The 18,824-nt window shown below is 70.3% G+C and carries 19 protein-coding genes; 7 read left to right on the top strand and 12 right to left on the bottom strand.

Features of this window, described 5'->3' with window-relative positions:
* Positions 1 to 94: 94 nt before the first annotated feature.
* From ACFXOM_RS10280 to ACFXOM_RS10270, 3 genes are all read right to left on the bottom strand, one after another.
* On the bottom strand, positions 95 to 394 hold the full coding sequence (locus ACFXOM_RS10280) for an SHOCT domain-containing protein (RefSeq protein WP_384934401.1): 300 nt from the start codon (positions 392 to 394) through the stop codon (positions 95 to 97).
* Positions 395 to 471: 77 nt separating this feature from the next.
* Positions 472 to 936 (bottom strand): DUF6325 family protein, encoded by a 465-nt coding sequence (locus tag ACFXOM_RS10275; protein ID WP_384934399.1) that lies wholly within the window; start codon positions 934 to 936, stop codon positions 472 to 474.
* 186 nt (positions 937 to 1,122) lie between these two features.
* Positions 1,123 to 1,782 (bottom strand): GAP family protein, encoded by a 660-nt coding sequence (locus ACFXOM_RS10270; protein ID WP_384934397.1) that lies wholly within the window; start codon positions 1,780 to 1,782, stop codon positions 1,123 to 1,125.
* 423 nt (positions 1,783 to 2,205) lie between these two features.
* Between ACFXOM_RS10270 and ACFXOM_RS10265 the strand changes: the two genes are divergently transcribed.
* Both ACFXOM_RS10265 and ACFXOM_RS10260 read left to right on the top strand, forming a co-directional pair.
* On the top strand, positions 2,206 to 3,015 hold the full coding sequence (locus ACFXOM_RS10265) for a YhjD/YihY/BrkB family envelope integrity protein (RefSeq protein WP_384934394.1): 810 nt from the start codon (positions 2,206 to 2,208) through the stop codon (positions 3,013 to 3,015).
* Between the two features lie 317 nt (positions 3,016 to 3,332).
* Positions 3,333 to 4,349: an alpha/beta fold hydrolase gene (locus ACFXOM_RS10260; protein WP_384934391.1), complete on the top strand. Its 1,017-nt coding sequence runs from the start codon at positions 3,333 to 3,335 to the stop codon at positions 4,347 to 4,349.
* 207 nt (positions 4,350 to 4,556) lie between these two features.
* Here ACFXOM_RS10260 and ACFXOM_RS10255 read toward each other — a convergent pair whose 3' ends face one another.
* Positions 4,557 to 5,006: a hypothetical protein gene (locus ACFXOM_RS10255; protein ID WP_384934388.1), complete on the bottom strand. Its 450-nt coding sequence runs from the start codon at positions 5,004 to 5,006 to the stop codon at positions 4,557 to 4,559.
* Between the two features lie 279 nt (positions 5,007 to 5,285).
* Here ACFXOM_RS10255 and ACFXOM_RS10250 point away from each other — a divergent pair, with 279 nt between their 5' ends.
* From ACFXOM_RS10250 to ACFXOM_RS10240, 3 genes are all read left to right on the top strand, one after another.
* Positions 5,286 to 6,644, top strand: coding sequence for a transaminase (locus ACFXOM_RS10250; RefSeq protein ID WP_384934385.1), 1,359 nt, complete (start codon positions 5,286 to 5,288; stop codon positions 6,642 to 6,644).
* 5 nt (positions 6,645 to 6,649) lie between these two features.
* Positions 6,650 to 7,090: an Lrp/AsnC family transcriptional regulator gene (locus tag ACFXOM_RS10245; protein ID WP_384934383.1), complete on the top strand. Its 441-nt coding sequence runs from the start codon at positions 6,650 to 6,652 to the stop codon at positions 7,088 to 7,090.
* A 226-nt stretch (positions 7,091 to 7,316) separates the two neighbouring features.
* Positions 7,317 to 8,495: a DUF418 domain-containing protein gene (locus ACFXOM_RS10240; RefSeq protein ID WP_385037617.1), complete on the top strand. Its 1,179-nt coding sequence runs from the start codon at positions 7,317 to 7,319 to the stop codon at positions 8,493 to 8,495.
* Between the two features lie 111 nt (positions 8,496 to 8,606).
* On the opposite strand, the gene ACFXOM_RS10235 is transcribed toward ACFXOM_RS10240, so the two are convergent.
* Positions 8,607 to 9,194: a TetR/AcrR family transcriptional regulator gene (locus ACFXOM_RS10235; protein ID WP_384934377.1), complete on the bottom strand. Its 588-nt coding sequence runs from the start codon at positions 9,192 to 9,194 to the stop codon at positions 8,607 to 8,609.
* 105 nt (positions 9,195 to 9,299) lie between these two features.
* Here ACFXOM_RS10235 and ACFXOM_RS10230 point away from each other — a divergent pair, with 105 nt between their 5' ends.
* Complete coding sequence (locus tag ACFXOM_RS10230; RefSeq protein WP_384934375.1) at positions 9,300 to 11,087, top strand: ABC transporter ATP-binding protein; 1,788 nt, start codon at positions 9,300 to 9,302, stop codon at positions 11,085 to 11,087.
* 293 nt (positions 11,088 to 11,380) lie between these two features.
* On the opposite strand, the gene ACFXOM_RS10225 is transcribed toward ACFXOM_RS10230, so the two are convergent.
* The 6 genes from ACFXOM_RS10225 to ACFXOM_RS10200 form a co-directional block, all read right to left on the bottom strand.
* Positions 11,381 to 12,196, bottom strand: coding sequence for an ATP-binding cassette domain-containing protein (locus tag ACFXOM_RS10225; protein WP_384934372.1), 816 nt, complete (start codon positions 12,194 to 12,196; stop codon positions 11,381 to 11,383).
* On the bottom strand, positions 12,193 to 12,408 hold the full coding sequence (locus tag ACFXOM_RS10220) for a hypothetical protein (protein ID WP_385037615.1): 216 nt from the start codon (positions 12,406 to 12,408) through the stop codon (positions 12,193 to 12,195). The genes ACFXOM_RS10225 and ACFXOM_RS10220 overlap by 4 nt, the downstream gene beginning before the upstream one ends.
* Entirely contained in the window at positions 12,405 to 13,463 is a 1,059-nt protein-coding gene (locus ACFXOM_RS10215) for an ABC transporter permease (protein ID WP_384934367.1), read from the bottom strand. The genes ACFXOM_RS10220 and ACFXOM_RS10215 overlap by 4 nt, the downstream gene beginning before the upstream one ends.
* Complete coding sequence (locus tag ACFXOM_RS10210; RefSeq protein WP_384934364.1) at positions 13,460 to 14,473, bottom strand: sugar ABC transporter substrate-binding protein; 1,014 nt, start codon at positions 14,471 to 14,473, stop codon at positions 13,460 to 13,462. The genes ACFXOM_RS10215 and ACFXOM_RS10210 overlap by 4 nt, the downstream gene beginning before the upstream one ends.
* A gap of 95 nt (positions 14,474 to 14,568) precedes the next feature.
* Positions 14,569 to 15,564, bottom strand: coding sequence for a substrate-binding domain-containing protein (locus ACFXOM_RS10205; RefSeq protein WP_385037613.1), 996 nt, complete (start codon positions 15,562 to 15,564; stop codon positions 14,569 to 14,571).
* Between the two features lie 122 nt (positions 15,565 to 15,686).
* Positions 15,687 to 16,406, bottom strand: a complete 720-nt coding sequence (locus ACFXOM_RS10200) for a GntR family transcriptional regulator (protein ID WP_384934531.1) — start codon at positions 16,404 to 16,406, stop codon at positions 15,687 to 15,689.
* Positions 16,407 to 16,561: 155 nt separating this feature from the next.
* Between ACFXOM_RS10200 and ACFXOM_RS10195 the strand changes: the two genes are divergently transcribed.
* Complete coding sequence (locus tag ACFXOM_RS10195; protein ID WP_385037610.1) at positions 16,562 to 17,566, top strand: Gfo/Idh/MocA family oxidoreductase; 1,005 nt, start codon at positions 16,562 to 16,564, stop codon at positions 17,564 to 17,566.
* Positions 17,567 to 17,632: 66 nt separating this feature from the next.
* Here the strand turns inward: ACFXOM_RS10195 and ACFXOM_RS10190 are convergent, their stop codons facing one another.
* Positions 17,633 to 18,823: a cytochrome P450 gene (locus ACFXOM_RS10190; RefSeq protein WP_385037607.1), complete on the bottom strand. Its 1,191-nt coding sequence runs from the start codon at positions 18,821 to 18,823 to the stop codon at positions 17,633 to 17,635.
* Position 18,824 lies beyond the last annotated feature (1 nt).

Genomic DNA, 18,824 nt, shown 5'->3' with positions numbered 1-18,824 from the left:
CGGCTCCCCGCATGCGGTGTCGGGCCTGGAGGCACCGTTCGCCGGCCTCGTGTCGGTGTCCCACTCCCGTGAAGCACCGGGGAGGGGCTCCGGTTCAGCCGAGCACCTTCCTCTTCTCGGCCGCGAACTCCTCTTCGGTGAGGATCCCCTGGTCCTTCAGCTCACCCAGCTCCTTGAGCTTGTCGATCTTGCTCGTCATCTCGTCCTCGGGTGTGAGCACGGTCTCGCTCGCCGCCGCGGCCTGCGGCTGCTGCGGCTGCGGCTGCGCGTCCGGCTGCTGCGCTTCCTGCTGCGCCCACCGGCCCTGCTGACGCCGCGACACGCGGTTGGACACCGCGGTGGCGGTCCCGGCGATGACGGCCGTGCGGGCAACACCACGGATGAGGCCTGGCATGGTCTTCTCCCAGTCGTGTGAAGGGGGCGTCCCTGGCGGTCGTGTGATGAGGGGGCGGCCCTCCTACCGGGACCGGTTCACGCCGCGGACGTCGTGCCCTGGTCCGTCATGCCTTCGACGGCGTCGAGTGACGCGAGCAGCGCCTGCACGGGAATGCGGCCGCCCGCGACCAGTTGCGCACCGCTGCGGCGCATCGCGCGTGCGAGCGGGGCGGCCCAGGTGTTCTCGTACACCAGGATCGCTGCCGAGTTGCCCGGCTCGATGACTGCCCCGGCCTCCTCCAGGTCGTCCGGGCCGAGCAGGCCGGAAGAGACCCCCTCGAAGACGGTCAGGTCGAGTTCCCCGTCACTCGCCTCGGACAACTCCATGACCGTGATGGATCCGTCGGTGTCCTTGCGGACGAAGAGCAGGTCGAGGATGCGGATGATGTTGCGGTCGACCAGATCGACCAACAGGGGGAACCCCTCCCCCGTCATACGGTTGCCGGGAAACTCCACGACCAGGTAGTCGACGGGTCCCATTTCTTCCACGTCATTGGCCATGACCACTCCTTGCCAGCGCGTCGGCGGTCCGGGGCGCCTTCCGTGGCCACGGCGCGGCCCCTCTGCGGACGCGCGGCCCCTGGAGTCATTGCAGCACTCGGTGGGAGGCTTCGCACCTTCGGCATCCGGCGGGGCGCCCCCGACCGGCGCGCCCCGCCGAACGGGTGAACGCGGCCGGGCGGAGGCTCAACTCGTCAGTTGGTAGATGCTGTTGCCGGTCAGCCACAGCCCCAGGAGGAGACAGCCGAGGACGATGGCCTGCTCCTGGTGGCGTTGCAGCCACGCCCGCAACCGCTTCAGGCGAACCTCGGCCGCCGCAGGCGCGAACACCATGTACAACTCGGCCGTCAGCAGGCTCGAGGTGGCGAGGAGACAGAAGCCGAACAGGGCCGCGTACGTCGCGACGTGGGACAGGTCGGCGTCGACGACCACGGTGGCCGCCGCGGCGACCGCACCCCAGGGCTGCAGGAGGACGGCGACGCCCGCCGCCGACCACGGCGACGCCCGGTCCATACGGGAGGTGATCGACGACGACTGCTTGGCGGGGTGCTTGTGCGGCACGCCGTGCCGGCGCTGCCGATGGGCCCCGTACAAGATCAGGCCGACCCCGATCAGCAGTTTCGCCGCGAGGGCGCCCGTCGAGGGCGGTGACCTCGGAGGTGGCGGATTGCCGCCGGTGAGCAGCAGCACCACGGCGATCACCGCCACCAGGCCGGCGAGCCAGGACAGGATGAAGGCGAGGCCCTTCCAGAGCCCCTTGTCCGTCGCCAGCACCAGGACGATGGCCATGATGGGCAGCGGGTAGAGCGTGATGGCCAAACCGATGAGGAGCAAGTCGAGGACCATGACGCTCCCCTCCGCAGGGTTTCCCGCCCCGACCCGGCGGCCGGGGTCGGGCGGCGCTCCGGTGCCGGTGCCCGTCGCCCGTCCATGGTCGCTCCCGGTGACCACGCCCCGCAAACACAGCGGACCTTCGAGCACACGACCGGCGGTACTCCGAGATGCCGGGGCTGGGTCCGTCCCCCACGCTGGGGTCCAGGGAAGGAGCACCGCCATGACGACCACCGTACGGGTGCCGCCGGCCGAGCTCGGTGCCCCGCGGGATCCGGGTGCCGCAGCGGTCCACTGATGCCGCCGTCCCCCGGGGGAACCGGATCACCGCCGCACCGCCGGGCATTCCTCCGCGCGTCGTGGTGGACGGCCTGGCTCGCGGCACGCCGTGACGGCGCACGCTCCTGGGCCGCACGCGCGGAGACCCGCTTCCCCGTCGTGACCCACCTGACAGCACGCATGATCACGGTCAACATCTTCGACTCCGCCACCCGACTGGCCGCCCAGTGCTTCCTGACCGCAGTCCCCCTGGTGTTCGTCGTGGGCTCCTTCGCGCCGCAGGCCGTACGGAGCCAGCTGATCAGCTCCGTGAAGGCGGTCTTCGGTATCACGGGTGCGACCGCGGAACAGTTGGAGGCGGTGTACAAGTCCACCGACGGGGGGCTGCGCGAGGTCACCGGCGTCGTCGGTGGCCTGATGGTGCTGCTTTCCGCCACCGCCGTCAGCCGAGCCATGCAACGGCTCTGCAAACGCGCCTGGTTGATCCCGCGGACCGGCGTGCGGATCGCCCCGTGGCGCTGGCTGGCATGGATCGTCGTCTGGCTGTGCGCCCTTATCGTGCAAGGTCCGGTCCGGGACGGATTCGGTGTCGGACTGTGGCTGGGGGTGCCGGTCACGCTGCTGACGCAGAGCGCGCTGTGGTGGTGGTCCCAACACCTGCTGCTCGGCCGGCTGGTCCCCTGGCTTCCGCTGCTGCCGGGGGCGTTGCTCACCGGCCTGGCCGCCACCGCGATGTCGGTCGGCAGCCGGTACTACATGCCCCGGGCGCTGGACCGCAGTCTGTCCGAGTACGGATCCCTCGGGCCGGTGTTCACCCTCCTGTCCTGGCTGATCGTGCTCTGCGTGACCATCGCCGTCGGGATCACCGTGGGCGCCGTCCTGGCGAAGGAACCCTGGCTGGCCCGGCGCCTCGGCACCCCCGAGCACCTCGGATCCGGCTCGCTGGGCCGTCCGGATCCGGGCGACTAGGACGGGCAACGGTGCCGGCGCAGGCGCCGGGTGGTTTCAGGGCTGCTTCCGCGTCGTTCGCCGTGGACGGTGCGGGCTTGGCGTCGGCGTCGGCGGGGTGACCGGTGTCAGCGGTCCTCCACCGGTGCCGGTCGGGGTGCGTCGGTTCCCGCCGGGTGTGAAGTCGACCGGACACCACAGCCACCTAGCACACGGCTCCCCGCAGTGGACGTCCGCCGCTCCGCAAGTCGGTGCATGTTCGGTGACCGCGGCTCGGCGGTAAGGCTGCCTGGTATCGACGTCCGATACCGAAGCCGATGAACTCTTCAGGAGGACGCATGTCACAGGCCGTCAACTCCCCCTCGTCCCGGCAGTCCTTCCGGCACCGCTCGGTGGACACCCCGGGTGGGCGCATCCATCTGGTGGAGCAGGGCACCGGTCCCTTGGTCCTGATGGTCCATGGGTTCCCCGAATCCTGGTACTCCTGGAGGAACCAGCTTCCGGTGCTCGCCGAGGCGGGGTACCGCGCTGTCGCCATCGACGTGCGCGGCTACGGACGGTCGTCCAAACCGGTCGAGCCGGCGGCGTACGGGATGTTGGCGCACGTCGCCGACAACGTGGCGGTGGTGAAGGCACTCGGCGCGGAGACCGCGGTGATCGTGGGCCACGACTGGGGTTCGCCCATCGCCGCCAACACCGCCCTGCTGCGTCCCGACCTCTTCAGCGCGGTGGCACTGCTCAGCGTGCCCTATTCGCCCCGCGGCGGGACCCGTCCCACGGATACCTTCGCCCGGCTCGGGGGGACCGAAGAGTTCTACATCAGCTACTTCCAGGAACCCGGCCGGGCGGAGGCGGAGATCGAACCGGACGTCCGTTCCTGGCTGGCGGGCTTCTACGCCGGGGCGTCGGGTGGTGCGGAGCCCCCTGCAGACGGCGGCTTCCGCCACTCCGTCGCTCCGGGAGGGCGGCTGTCCGACCGCTTTCCCCGTGGCCCGCTCCCGGCCTGGCTGACCGAGGAGGACCTCGACTTCTACACGGGCGAGTTCGAGCACGGGGGCCTGACCGGGCCGCTCAACCGCTACCGCAACGTCGACCGGGACTGGGTGGATCTCGCGGCCTGGGACGGGGCGCCCATCACCCAGCCCTCGCTGTTCATCGGCGGCGAGCACGACGGCCCGACCCTGTGGGCGGCGGACGCCATCAAGGCCTACCCCACCACGCTCCCCCGCCTGGTCTCCTCCCACATCCTCGACGGATGTGGCCATTGGCTCCAGCAGGAGCGGCCCGACGAGGTCAACGCACTCCTGGTCGACTGGTTGCAGGCGTTGCCGGGCACTCCTTCCCGGAGTCGGTGAACGGGGCCCGTCGGGGAGCCACGCCCCGGCCGGGCACCGCCGCGGGCGGAGCACCCACCGTCGGCGCCCGCCCCCCGAACGCCGCCGACGGCCGTGCGCTCTGCGGCGGCCCCGCCCGTGCGCAAGCGCCCCAGCTCATCGGGGCCGCCCGCGAGCAGCGGCGGCGCGGACGGCCGCCCCTGCCCGCGGCCCCGGACGACCGGTGCCTCAGGGGCGGGGGTGACCGGGCCGGCCGCCGTGGTCTCCGGGCAGGACACCGTTCTCCGCCGCCTTGAGTATGGCGTCGGCCTGCTCCTGGGTGAGCTTCTTCTCGGACACCGCCTTCTTGAGACGCTCCGACAGCCGCTTCTCGCGCTCCGCCTTGTGCTCCTGCTGCTTCTCGCTCCGGATCTTCTCCAGCGCGGTCTTCACCTTGTCCTCGGACACGCCCAGTTCCTTCGCAAGGGCGGCGGCGAGGTCGTCCTGCCGCTCCTCCAGACGGTCCTGCCTGTGCTCCCGGCGGTTTTCCCGCTGGTCCGCCTTGTCACCGGACGACGCGGTCGCCCCGGTCACGGTCGCCGAGCCGCTGTCCTCCGCCAGGGCCACGGCCGGGAACAACAACCCCACGCTCGCGACTCCTGCGAGGGCAAGGCCCACTCGGGCTCTCTTCGTCATCATCGAACTCTCCTCCGGATCCGGATTCAGCGACGTGATCGACGATGGGGTACCGGGCTGTGCTGGGGGTGGGAATGACATGAGAATCCCCTGTGAATCTCCGCCGCGTCCGTGGCGGGGTCGCACCGTCGCACACGAACGGCTTCGGGCGCGCCCGCTCCGGAAGGAAGCGAAGAGCGCACGATTCATTCGTCTTCACGCTCGAATCGTTTGATTTTGGGTTTCTAAGCAGCGCAATCGACTGTATGCTCAAACAGATCCGCTGCTGAGGAGGCCGCACCCATGTCCATCGACCGCACCCGACTCCAGGAACTGCTCGCCCGCGAGACCGCCGAGGCGACGTCCGGCAACCCGCGCTCGAAGGCCGCGTACGAGGCCGCCGAACACCTCTTCGGACGAGTACCGATGACGTGGATGAACAAGAACGCGGGCGCCTTCCCCCGCTACCTCGCCGGCGCCGGAGGCGCTCGGGTGACCGACATCGACGGCCACGAGTACATCGACTTCTGCCTCGGCGACACCGGCGCCATGGCCGGTCATTCCCCGGCACCCGTGGCCGACGCCGTCGAGCGCCGATTCCGCGAGCAGGGCGGAGCCACCGCGATGCTGCCCACCGAGGACGCCGCATGGGTGGGCGCCGAGCTCACCCGCCGCTTCGGGCTGTCGCGCTGGTCCTTCTCGCTCACCGCGACCGACGCCAACCGCTGGGCCATCCGACTCGCCCGAGCCGTCACGGGCCGCCAGAAGATCCTCTTCAACAGCTACTGCTACCACGGAAGCGTCGACGAGTCCCTCATCGTCACCGGCCCCGACGGACGCGGGGGCACCAGCCGGCCCGGCAACGTCGGCGCCCCCTGTGACGTGACTCTGACCAGCCGCGTCGCCGAGTTCAACGACCTGGATGCCTTGGAGCGGGAGCTGGCGCACGGCGACGTCGCCGCCGTCCTCATGGAGCCGGCGCTCACCAACATCGGCATCGTCCTGCCCGAGCCCGGCTACCTCGACGGCGTGCGCGAACTGACCCGCAGGCACGGCGTGCTGCTCATCAACGACGAGACCCACACCTTCTCCGCCGGCCCGGGCGGAGCGACTGCCGCCTGGGCCCTGGAACCCGACGTCCTCACCATCGGCAAGGCCATCGCCGGCGGTGTCCCTGCCGGTGCCTACGGGCTGTCCGCAGACCTCGCCGACCGCCTCCTCCGCCGCGGCGACCTCGACCTCGTCGACATGGGCGGTGTCGGGGGCACCCTGGCGGGCAACGCCCTGTCCGTCGCTGCCATGCGCGCCACTCTGGAGCACGTGCTCACCGAAAGCGCCTTCGCGGCCATGTCCGCGCTCTCCGCCCGATTCGAGCGCGGCGTCCTGGACGGGATCGCCAAGCACGGCCTGCCCTGGTCGGTCAGCCGTCTCGGCGCGCGCACGGAATACCGCTTCGCGTCGCCCGCGCCACGCACCGGCACCGAATCCGCCGCCGTATCCGACCCGGAGCTCGAAGACTTCCTGCACCTGTGGATGGCCAACCGCGGCGTCCTCATGACGCCGTTCCACAACATGGCATTGATGTGTCCCGCCACCACCGAGGCCGACGTCGACACCCACACGACCCTCTTCGCCGACGCCCTGACGGAACTGGCAGGCTGACACCCGTGGACGACATCGACCGCGCCATCCTCCGCGAACTCCAGACCGACGGCCGCATCCCCTACGCCGACCTCGGCCCCAAGGTGGGACTCTCCGCGTCCGCCGCGCGGCAGCGCCTGCAGCGACTCATCGACGCGAAGGCCGTCCAGGTCGTGGGCGTCACCGACCCGATGGCCATGGGCGGCCAAACCATGGCCCTGCTCGGCATCCGGGTCGACGGCGACCCGCGAGCGGTCGCGGACATCCTCTCGGGCCGCGACGAAGTCGTCTACGCCGTCCTCACCGCCGGGGACTACGCCCTGTTCGCCGAGGTCGTCAGTCCCGGGCCGCCCGACCTGCTCGACTTCGTCAACGACGTCGTCCGCCCCATCGAGGGCGTGGCGGGCGTCGACACCTTCCCGTACTTCGGCATCCACACCCACCGCTTCCTGTGGGACGTCGGCTGACGGTCGGCCGACGCACGGGGGCACCGGACCCGAGAGGCGGTGGTCCCGACGGTGAGGGGCGGTCAACACGGGCCGCCGGCCTCCCGATCGCTCGATCCACTCCTCACGCACCCGGGAGACCTCAACCTCCCAGCCCGGTTCCGGACCCGGCTACATCCTTCGATGCAGCGGAGGTTCGTCCTTCGTCAGGACGATCGGCGGACCGGTCACGCCGACCATGAAGTACATGACGACGAGGGTGGGCGCTCCCGCGATCACCGCGGGTGGGAAGCGGGTGCCGTTACTGGACGTGCTGCGAGGGGTGGCGATCCTCGGCACGCTGATGACGAACGTGTGGGTCTTCACCGGTCCCGGTTCCGAGTGGGGCGTCGTGGAGGTCGGCGGGTGGGGAGACTTCTCCTCCGGGTCGTTCGGGGCCGTCGCCGAGAGGGCGTTCCGACTGGCCGCGGACGGCAAGTTCTTCTCGCTGCTGACGATCCTCTTCGGCGCCGGGATCGCCATCCAGTACGGGGCTGCCGAGCGTCGCGGGCAGCCGTGGCCGGGGCGGTACCGTCGGCGGGCACTGTTCCTGTTCGCCGAGGGCACCGTCCACTTCGTGCTGGTCTTCGCGTTCGACGTGCTGATGGGGTACGCGGTGACCGCGCTCTACGTGGCCTGGCTGCTGACCCGCCCGGAGCGGACCAGGTGCAGGGTCATGGCGTGGGCGATCGGACTCCACCTGACCGCGATGGGCCTGCTCACCGCAGCACTCGCCCTGGACGACGCGGCTGACGCGGAGGGTCGGGTACCGCAGCGGGTCGTGGACCTGTACGCACACGGGAGTTGGTTGGACCAGATCGGGTTCCGCCTGGAGAACGCCGGCGCCCTGCGCATCGAGCCGGTGCTGTCGTTCGGTCTGATGGTCTTCCTGTTCCTGCTGGGCGTTCGGTTGCTGCGGTCGGGGGCGTTCGAGGCGAGCGGGACCGGGCGGCACATCCGGGCGCGCATGCTGGCGTGGGGCCTCGGCCTGGGTGTACCGCTGAACGCGGCGTGCGCGGTCGGCGGCGCGGACTGGTTCCTGATGGGCCGGTACGTGGCCGCCCCGCTCGTCGCGATCGGGTACGCGGGTCTGGTCGGCGCCCTGGTCGACCGGGTCCGACGGCCCGGCGCGCTGATGGGCGCACTGACCTCGCTGGGGAGGATGTCCCTGACCGGGTACGTGCTCCAGAACGTACTGTGCGTCCTCGTCTCGTACGGCATCGGGCTGAATCTTGCCACCCGATTGGGTGACACATGGCACCCATGGTGGGTGATGGGGCTGTGGGCGGCGGTGTCCGCGGTCCTGTTGGTGGGCTCGACCCTGTGGCTGCGCCACTTCACGGCAGGGCCGCTGGAGTCGGTGCAGCGGTGGGCACTGCGGCACTGACGCAGGTCCGAAGGGTGTTCTCGCCACTCGCCACTCGCAGCTCGGTTTGCGACGGCGCGGCACCGTGGTCGTGCCGGGTGGAGCGGGTGCCCGCACGGCTCTGCGCTACGGCTACGGCCCCGTCCCGTTCGCCTCCGGCGCCAGGATCCCGCGCTCCAGGGTGCGGATGACATGCGCGGTCACGCCGTGCCGCGGCACCGTGCCCCGCTGGGCCGCCTCCGCGCCCGCGTACACCATCGCCCACAACACCTGCATGATCCACTCGGCGGACACTCCGGAGTCGAAGACACCCTCGAGCTGGCCGCGCGAGATGAGGGCAAGGACGAGGGGCTCGACATCGCCCTCGCCACCCTCCTCCGCGGCGACCTCCTCGATGAGCTGCGGGTCGCCGAAGACGAACAGCAGCCTGTCGCCCAGGCCGACCAGTGCGGTGGTGAGCCTGCGCATCGCCTCCGCCGGCGCGCCTTCGTCGGTAGCGGCGTCACGAACGGCCCTGTCGATCATCTCAAGCGAGTCCAGGGCTGCGGTGAGGACGAGCTGCTCGCGGTCCGGGAAGTAGCGGTGCAGGGTACTGCGGCCCACGTCGGCGGCCTTGGCGATGGCGGCGACGGGGGCTCGACGGTCGCGCGCCAGGACCGAAGCTGCGGCGTCAAGGATCGCGCGGCGGGTGCGACTGCGAGTGCCGGATTCCGCGTTCATGTCCCAAATATAGCAGTTGACTGCTCACCATGGAACTTTCATACTCAGAAATGGGACATCAGAGTCCCAAAAATAAAAACAACTGACCCATCGAAAGGGTCCACCGTGCCGAACCTTCGTCTTCTCTGGCCCTTCGTCCGCCCCCACCGCCGCACGCTCGCGCTCGGCCTCCTCCTCGGACTCCTCGTCACCGCAGCCACCCTCGCGACCCCGCTCGTCACCAAATGGGTCCTCGACGGACTGGCCGACTCGCGCTCGATCGCCCCGGCGGTCGTCGTGCTGTCCGGACTGCTCGTGGCCGGTTCGGGTGTGCAGGCCGTGCAGTGGATCCTGCTCGGACGCATGGGAGAACGGGTGGTGCGCGACGCCCGCGTGACGTTGGTCCGACGCCTCCTGCGCCTGAAACTCGGCGAACACGGCGCCCGGACGAACGGCGAACTCGTCGCCCGCGTCACCTCCGACACCGTGCTGATGCGCGAGGCCGCCGCGTCGAGTCTGACCCAGTTGGTCAACGGCACGATCGGGCTGTTCGGCGCCCTTGTACTGATGGCGCTGCTCGACTGGGTGCTGTTCGCCGTCACCCTCGGCAGCCTCGCCGTGGTCGCCGCGCTGGTCGCCGCCCTGATGCCGCGCCTCGCCACGGCCCAGCGCTCCGCGCAGGAGTCGGTCGGCCGCCTGGGCGCGGCGCTCGACGGTACGCTGCGCGCGATACGCACGGTCAAGTCCGCGCGCGCCGAGGAGCGGGAGTCCCTACGGATCGCGGCCGAGGCGGACGCCTCCGCGCAGCACAGCGTCAGGGCAGTGCGCATCGAAGCGGTGGTCTGGTCGGCCACCATGGCCGGAGTACAGCTGGCGATCCTGCTGATCCTGGCGATCGGGGCCATCCGCGTGGACGCCGGCGCGCTGCCGGTGTCCAGCCTGATCGCCTTCCTGCTGTACGCCTTCCAGTTGATCGACCCGGCCACGGAACTCGCCCAGGAGTTCGCGCAGTTGCAGTCCGGCGTCACCGCCGCCACGCGAATCGCAGAACTTCAGGAACTGGAGCTGGAGGTCGGCCACGCCCGCCAGGCCGTACCGCGCCCGGCCCGCCCGGCCGCAGCGCCCGCCGACGAGCACGTCCTGACCTTCGAGGACGTGACCGCGCGCCACACCCCCGACGGCCCCCCGGTTCTCGACGGCATCAGCTTCGGCGTACCGCGCCGCGGTCACACCGCGATCGTCGGACCCTCCGGTGCGGGCAAGACCACCGTCTTCTCCCTCATGCTGGAGTTCCTGCACCCGGAGAGCGGCCTGCTACGCCTCGACGGCATCCCGCTCGACGCCTGGCCGGCGTACGAGTCCCGCCGCCGCATCGCCTACGTCGAGCAGGACGCTCCGCTGCTGCCCGGCACCCTCGCCGACAACCTGCGTTATCTGCGCCCGGAGGCCACCGACGCCGAGCTGTGGGCCGCTCTGGACGCGGTCGGCCTGACCCGCCGCGCCGAGGCACTGCCCGAAGGACTCGACACGGTCCTCACCGACACCGCGGTCTCCGGTGGCGAACGCCAGCGTGTGGCACTCGCCCGCGCTTTCGTCGCCGACCCGGAGGTCCTGCTGCTCGACGAGGCCACCGCACAGCTCGACGGGCTGGCTGAGGCAGCGGTCCAGGCTTTCGTCCGCGACCGTGCCGAGCGGGCAGCCGTGGTGACGATCGCGCACCGGCTGTCCACGGTCGTGGAGGCGGACCGGATCGTCGTCCTGGAGCAGGGCCGGATCCGCGCCACGGGAACCCACGCCGACCTGCTGACGACCGACTCGCTCTACCGCGACATGGTCAGGGCCCTGCGCGTGGCGACGACAGCGGACCGCACGGACGAGCCCGCTCGGAGCGGGGATCCGTCAGCCGTCGGCTGAGGTGAGCCGGACGGGAGGCAGCAGATCCCCCTCGGGACGCCCGGCGCACTGCCCCGGACCCCCACGCGGCCGATGCGGCAGACCTGGCGCACACCGGACCCGAGGGGCAGTGGCCGCGACGGTGAGCGGGCAGGCGGGCAGGCGGGCAGGCGGGCAGGCGGGCAGGCGGGCAGGCGGGCAGCACGAGCGCTACCGGACGGCAACGCCGGTTGGAGCCACCACCGGCATCGAGGTCCTCATCGGCCACGGGTTCCCGACGACCAGCCCCAACCGCAGCCCTCACGGCCCCGGTGCTAGCCGTGTCCCAGGTCATGACCGCCGACATGACGCGGGGCCGGTGCCCGTTCCAGTTCGTGCCGCAGGTCGTCGAGTTCGCTGCCGCCCGCCATCTGACGGGTGAGCTCGTCGAGGGTGATCTGCTGCTTGGTGTACCCGCCGACCATGGTGCCGCGCTTGAGCAGCACGAACCGGTCGCCGACCAGATAGGCGTGGTGCGGGTTGTGGGTGATCAGGACCACGCCCAGTCCGGCGTCACGGGCAGCAGCCACGTACTTGAGCACGACGCCGGACTGCTTGACGCCGAGCGCCGCGGTGGGCTCGTCGAGGACCAGTACCTTCGCACCGAAGTAGACGGCCCTGGCGATGGCCACGCACTGCCGCTCACCACCGGAAAGGGTACCGATGGGCTGGTCGACGTCGCGCAGGTCGATGCCCATCCGCAGGAGTTCGGCGCGAGTGGTCTCACGCATCATCTGAACGTCCAGGCGCCGCAGCGGCCCCCGGCCCTTCGTCGGCTCGGACCCGAGGAAGAAATTGCGCCAGACCGGCATCAGCGGAACGACGGCGAGGTCCTGGTAGACCGTGGCGATCCCCCTGTCGAGGGCCTCACGCGGCGAGGTGAGGGTCGTCTCCTCCCCCTCGATGGAGAACCGGCCCGCGTCGTGCTGGTGGAGCCCAGCGATGATCTTGATGAGGGTGGACTTCCCTGCGCCGTTGTCTCCGAGGACGCAGGTGATCCCGCCGGCGTGCACGTCGAGGGAGACGCCCTCCAGTGCACGGATGTTGCCGTAGTACTTGCTGACGTTGTCGAGCTCGACGAGAGCAGTCACTGTGCCTCCTGGTTCTCTGCCGGGGCCACCGAACCGGGGCCACCCCCAACTCCGCCCACACGGCGCAGCAGTGCAGGCACCACACCCGTCCGCGGCCCGGCGGCCGCGTGCGCGTCGCTCACCACACCCCCATTCGCTTCTCCGCCCACACGGCGCAGCAGTGCAGGCACCACACCCGTCCGCGGCCCGGCGGCCGCGTGCGCGTCGCTCATGCCGTCGCCTCCGCCCGCTTGCGCACCCACGCGTTGAGCAGGGTGGCCAGCAGGAGCATGGCGCCCAGGAAGAACTTGAACCAATCGGGGTTCCACTCGGCGTACACGATGCCCTTGCTGGTCATTCCGAAGATGAAGGCGCCCACCGCGGAGCCGATCGCCGAGCCGTAGCCGCCGGTGATCAGACAGCCGCCGATGACGGCCGCGATGATGTAGATCAGCTCGTTGCCCACGCCCTCGCCGGACTGGACGACGTCGAAGGAGAAGAGCAGGTGCTGGCCGCTGATCCAGGCGCAGAGGGCCACCCCCATGTAGAGGCCGACCTTGGTCCTCGCGACCGGCACGCCGACCGCGCGAGCCGCACCCGAACCGCCGCCGCTTGCGAAGATCCAGTTGCCGGACCGGGTGCGCAGCAGGATCCAGGTGGCCACGGAGACCAGTCCGAACCACCACAGGATGGTGACTTTGAGATCGACGCCGCCGATGGTGAGCTGGGACGCGAACACCGCCTTGGCCGAGTCGAAGCCTTCCATGTCGGCGATGGTCTTGGTGGAAACCGTGCCACTGATCAGTTTGGTGAAGCCGAGGTTCAGCCCCGTCAGCATCAGGAAGGTGCCCAGCGTGATGATGAAGCTCGGCAGCTTGGTCCTGATCAGCATGAAGCCGTTGAAGGAGCCGATGGCCAGTGTGGCCAGCAGCGAGACGAGGACGCCCACCCAGACGTTCGTCGTCATCTGGTAGCTGAACATCGAGGAGATCAACGCGGAGCTGGTGACCAGCACCCCGGCCGACAGATCGAACTCCCCGCCGATCATCAGCAGCGCCACGGGCACGGCCATGATGCCGATCGTGGAGGCGGCGTAGAGGATCGTGCCGAGGCTGGACGCCTGGAGAAAACTGTCGGCGACGACGGAGAAGAAGAGGAAGACGGCCGCGGCGCCGACGACGGAGCCGAGCTCCGGGCGGCCGAGGAGCTTCTTCAGCGGCGACGTGTGCAGCAGCCTCTCGTCGGCCGCCCCGGTCTTGTCGTTCGCGGGTGGTGCGGTCGCGGTCATCGGGTCCCCCGCTCCGTGTAGTCCAGCAGTTCGGCGGCGTCCTCGCCGGTGATGATCTGAGGTCCGGTGAGGACGGGTCGTCCGCCGCCGAGGACATCGGCGTTGAAGCGGTAGAGCCAGAGCAGGTCAACGGCCTCGTAGCCCTGGAGATAGGGCTGCTGGTCGACGGCGAAACCGAGCCTGCCGTCCTTCAGGGCGGTGGCGACCTTGGCGTTCAGGTCGAAGGTGTCGATCTCGGCCTTGCTCCCCGCGGTCTGTCTGGCCTGCACCGCGGCGTCCGCGAACGGCGCACCGAGGGTGACCACCGCGTCGATCGAATCGTCGGTCTGTAGCTTCGCCTCGATGGACGCCTGCACGTCGGGCATGTTGGTGCCGTCGACGTACAGGTTCTCCATCGACCCGTCGAAGGTCTTCTTCGCCCCTGCGCAGCGCTGCTCGTGGCCCACGTTGCCCTGCTCGTGCAGTACGCACAGGGCCTTTTTCTTGCCGCGCTTGTCGAGCTCGTCGCCGACGGCCTCGCCCGCGACCGTCTCGTCCTGGCCGATGTGGGTCAGGGCGCCGTAGGCCTTGGACTGCTCGGAGCCGGAGTTCACGGTGATCACCGGGATGCCTGCCCTGGTCGCCTTGGCCACGGCGGCCTTCATCGCATCGGGCTTGGCGAGGGTGACGATGAGCCCGTCGACCTTCTTGTCGACGTAGGTATCGACGAGCTGGGCCTGCTGCTGGCCCTCGTCGCTGTTGGCGTACAGGAAGTTGATGTTGTCCTTGTCGGCAGCCTGCCGGGCGCCCTTCTGGACGATGTCCCAGAACGTGTCGCCGGCGCCGGAGTGGGTGACCATGGCGAAGGTCCAGCGCGGCGTGCTGACGGCCGGGCGGCCCTCTTCAGCGGCGGCCTTCCGGGCGTCCTCGGCCCGCTTTCCGCCGGTGGCGCTGCACCCCGCGAGCGAGGCTCCGAGCACCGCCGCCAGCAGCGCACCGACCGTGCGTACACCTGTCCCAACCCTTGCCACGACGCCGTGCCCTTCTCGCTGTGCTCGCCTGACTCCGGGGTAAGTATCCCTGAGTCCGATCACGGGGGCGGTGGCCAGGTAGGTGTTCGTGTTCGTCATCGGGTGCCGTCGGCCGTGAGCTTCTCCAGCGCGGGGACGTCCTTCTCCGCCACCAGAGCAGGTCCCGTGAGCACCGGCTTGCCGCCGCCGATGACGTTACCGTTCGTCTTGTTGAGCCAGAGCTCGTCGATGGCGAGGTAACCCTGGAGGTACGGCTGCTGGTCGACGGCGAAACCGACCTCCTTGGCCTTGAGCCGCTTGACGACCTCGGCGTTCAGGTCGAAGGTGTCGATCTCGGCCTTGCTCCCCGCGGTCTGTCTGGCCTGCACCGACGCCGCGGCGAAGGGGGCACCCAGGGTGACCACCGCGTCGATGTCCTTGCTGCTCTGCAGTTTCGCCTCGACGGAGGAAGTGGTGCCCGGCATGTTGGTGCCGTCGACATTGAGGTTCTCGACGGACCCCTTGAAGGTCTTCCTGACCCCCGCGCAGCGCTCCTCGAGCGAGACGTTGCCCTGCTCGTGGATGACACAGACCGCCTTCTTCTTGCCCCGCCTGTTGAGCTCCTCGCCGACGGCCTCGCCCGCCACGGACTCGTCCTGGCCGATGTGGCTGAGCGCACCGACCTCGGCCGAGAACTGTCCGCCGGAATTGATGGTGACGACGGGGATGCCGGCCGCAACGGCCTTCTTGACCACGGCCTTCACGGCTTCCGGCTTGGCCAGCGTGACGACGATGCCGTCGACCTTCTGGTCGATGTACGCCTGGACCAGACTGGCCTGTTCCTTGCCTTCCTTGTTCGCCGCGTAGAGGAACTCGGCGTTGTCCTTCGCCGCGGCGTCCTTGGCGCCGCGCTGGACGATGTCCCAGAAGGTGTCGCCCTCGCCGGAGTGGGTGACCATGGCGAGCTTCAGCCGTGGCGTCGACGCCGCCTTGCCGCCGCCAGAGGCGCCGTCGGCCTTCTCCTGTGAGCCCTTGCCGCCGGTGCTGCTGCATCCGGCTGCGGCGAGTGCGATCGCGGCAAGCAGGACTGCTGCCGTGCGGGGTGTGCGCATGGTGGGTCCGCCTTACTCTCCCGGCCGCCCGATTGCGGCTGGGTGAGTTTCTACGGGGGCACAACGAGCCCGTCAATACTTTGTCCGAACATTCTTACGCAGGGCTTGCCCCGCAAGATCCTTTACGGACGGACCAGCAGCTGGAATTCGAAGGCGTAACGCGACGCCCGGTAGACGTGGGAACCGAACTCGACCGGTCGCCCCGTGTCGTCGAACGTGGTGCGCTGCATCGTCAGCAGCGGGGCGCCCTCGACCTCGGCCAGCAGCCCGGCCTCGTCGGCGGTGGCGGCGCGGGCCCCGACCGACTGACGGGCACTGTGCAGGGTGATCCCGGCAGCCCTCATCATGCGGTACAGCCCGGTGGACTCCAGCTCCTCCGAGTCGAGCGGCAGCAGCCCGGCAGGCAGGTGGTTGCGCAGGTGGGCCATCGGCTCACCGTGCGCGGACCGCAGCCGTTCGACCAGATGGACCTCGCTGCCCTCGGCGATCCCCAGGGCGGCCGCCACCTCGGCGGTGGCGGGCTCGATGACATTGCCGAGCACCCGGGTGGCGGGGCGCTGACCGGCCGCCTCCAGGTCGTCGTAGAGACTGCTGAGCTCCAGCGGACGCTTGACCTGACTGTGCACGACCTGGGTCCCGACGCCTCGCCTGCGCACCAGGAGCCCCTTGTCCACCAGCGACTGGATGGCCTGTCGCACGGTCGGCCGGGAGAGCCCGAGCCGCCCCGCCAGCTCTATCTCGTTGCCGAGCAGACTGCCGGGCGTGAGCGTTCCGCATTCGATCGCCGCCTCCAGCTGCTGGGACAGCTGGAAGTACAGCGGGACCGGACTCGTCCGGTCCACGCTCAGCTGGAGCGACACCGTGGCTTCCGTGATTCCTCTGGGCTGCTTGGGCACGCTGCGAGAGTAGTCGCCGGGCCTGTTGACGGGAAGTTGTGTCGTTCGATTGTCAGGACAAATGCTTGACAGGGCTACGGGGTGCACCTCACCTTGGGGCCATGCGCATCGGACTCATCGGAACCGGACGTATCGGCGCCTTCCACGCTGACGTCCTCAGTCGCCACCGCGAGGTCGGCGCCCTGGTGGTCGCGGACACCGACGCCCAGCGGGCGCGGGAGGTCGCGGCCCGTATCGACGCCACCGCGGCCCCTTCCGTCGACGAGGTCTTCAAGTGGGGCGTCGACGCCGTCGTCATCGCCTCCGCCACCTCGGCCCACGCCGATCTGATCAGCCGGGCCGCCCGCGCCGGGCTCCCCGCCTTCTGCGAGAAGCCGATCGCGCTGGACCTGAACGGCACGCTCGGTGCGCTGCGCGAGGTGGAGAGCGCGGGCACCGTACTCCAGCTCGGCTTCATGCGCCGCTTCGACGCGGGCTACGCCAACGCCCGTGACCTGGTCCGCTCGGGCCGGCTCGGTCGTCTGCACACCGTCCGGGCCATCACCTCCGACCCGGCTCCCCCACCGGCCGCCTACCTGCCGCTGTCGGGCGGGCTCTACCGCGACTGCCTGGTCCACGATTTCGACGTCCTGCGGTGGATCACGGGGCGCGAGGTCGTGGAGGTGTACGCAACCGGGTCGGACGCCGGGCCCGGGATGTTCCGGGAGGCGGGCGACGTCGACACGGCGGCGGCCGTACTGACGCTGGACGACGGGGTCCTGGCCTCGGCCACGGCCACCCGCTGCAACGGCGCGGGCTACGACGTGCGGATGGAGCTGTGCGGAGAAGCAGACACCGTGGCCGTGGGGCTGGACGACCACACGCCCATCACCTCCACCGAGCCCAAGGGCCCGCCGCCCGCGGACAAGCCGTGGCCCGGATTCCTGGAACGCTTCGCCCCGGCCTACGAGGCCGAACTCGACGCGTTCATCCAGGTCGCGAGCGGGGAACGGGACAACCCGTGTGACGGGCGCGAAGCCCTGGAAGCCCTGCGCATCGCCGAGGCCTGCGAGCTGTCGCGGCGGGAGCACCGCCCGGTGCGGCTCGAGGAGATCCCCGGCGTCTGAGCCGGTGCGCACCCCGGGCGCCGGACTCCCGGTGCCCGGGGCCGTCACCAGCGGCGCCCGGGGCCGTCACCAGCGGACGGGCAGCCGGCGCACCCCCCGCATCAGCATCCCCGGCAGCCACTCGGGCCGTTCGCCCGAGTCGAGGGCGAGCCCGGGAAGGCGCTCGAGAAGCGTGCGGACCGCGACAGTGCCTTCCAACCGGGCGAGCGGTGCGCCCAGGCAGTAGTGGATGCCGTGTCCGAACGCGAGGTGCCCCCCACCCCGAGCACCCGTTCCGGCGCGGCGGATGTCGAAGTGGTCCGGGTCGGGGAAGCGGGTGGGGTCGCGGTCGGCGGACGCGAGACCGACGAGGACCACCGCGCCCTGCGGGACGACCACGTCTCCGTAGGGGACGGGTTCCCGGGTGAAACGCAGGGTGGCGTTCTCCACCGGGCCCTCGTAGCGCAGCATCTCCTCGACGGCGCCGTCGATCAGGCCGAAGTCGGCGCGCAGGGCGGCCAGCTGGTCCGGATGGCGGAGCAGTGCCCGCATCCCGCCCGCGATCAGGTTGACCGTGGTCTCGTGGCCCGCGATGAGCAGCAGGTGGGCCATGGCCCGCAGTTCGGACGCCGACAGCCGGTCCCCGTCCTCGGACCGGGACCGCAGCAGGGCCGAGACCAGGTCGTCAGTCGGCGGGGCGCAGCGCTTGTCCTCGATTAACTCATCGAGATAGCAGGCGAGTTCACGGCGGGCGGCGTTCCGGCTCGCGGGACCGGTCGGGGCCACGATCTCGTTGGACCACCGCCTGAACCGGTCGCGGTCCGCCGCCGGGACGCCCAGGAGCTCGCAGATGACGATGACGGGCAGGGGGAAGGCGAGTGCATCGACCAGGTCGGCGCGCCGGGCGGGGAGCATGCCGTCGATCATCTCGTCCGTGATCTGCTGGACGCGCGGTCGCAGTGCCTCGATCCGGCGCCCGGTGAACTCCTTGGCGACGAGCCGCCGCAGTCTGGTGTGGTCCGGCGGGTCGGCGAACAGCATGTGCCGTTCGACCAGCTCCCTGTCGGGAAAATACACCCCCGGGGTGTCGGGTGACTTCACCAGCCGGGGGTCGGTGAGCGCCGCCCGGGCCTCCGCATGACCGACCACGAGCCACACCCGGTCGCCCTCCGGTGTGATCACCTCGTGGACGGGACCGGCGTCGCGCAGCTTCGCGTAGTAGGGGTAAGGGTCGGCGGTGAAGTCCGCCCCGAACTGCCTGAGATCGATGACCGGCATC

Source organism: Streptomyces sp. NPDC059169, assembly GCF_042755225.1.
In the GTDB taxonomy this organism is placed as follows: domain Bacteria; phylum Actinomycetota; class Actinomycetes; order Streptomycetales; family Streptomycetaceae; genus Streptomyces.
Note: the sequence above shows the minus strand (reverse complement) of the source record. Positions and strands in the feature narration are given on the sequence as shown.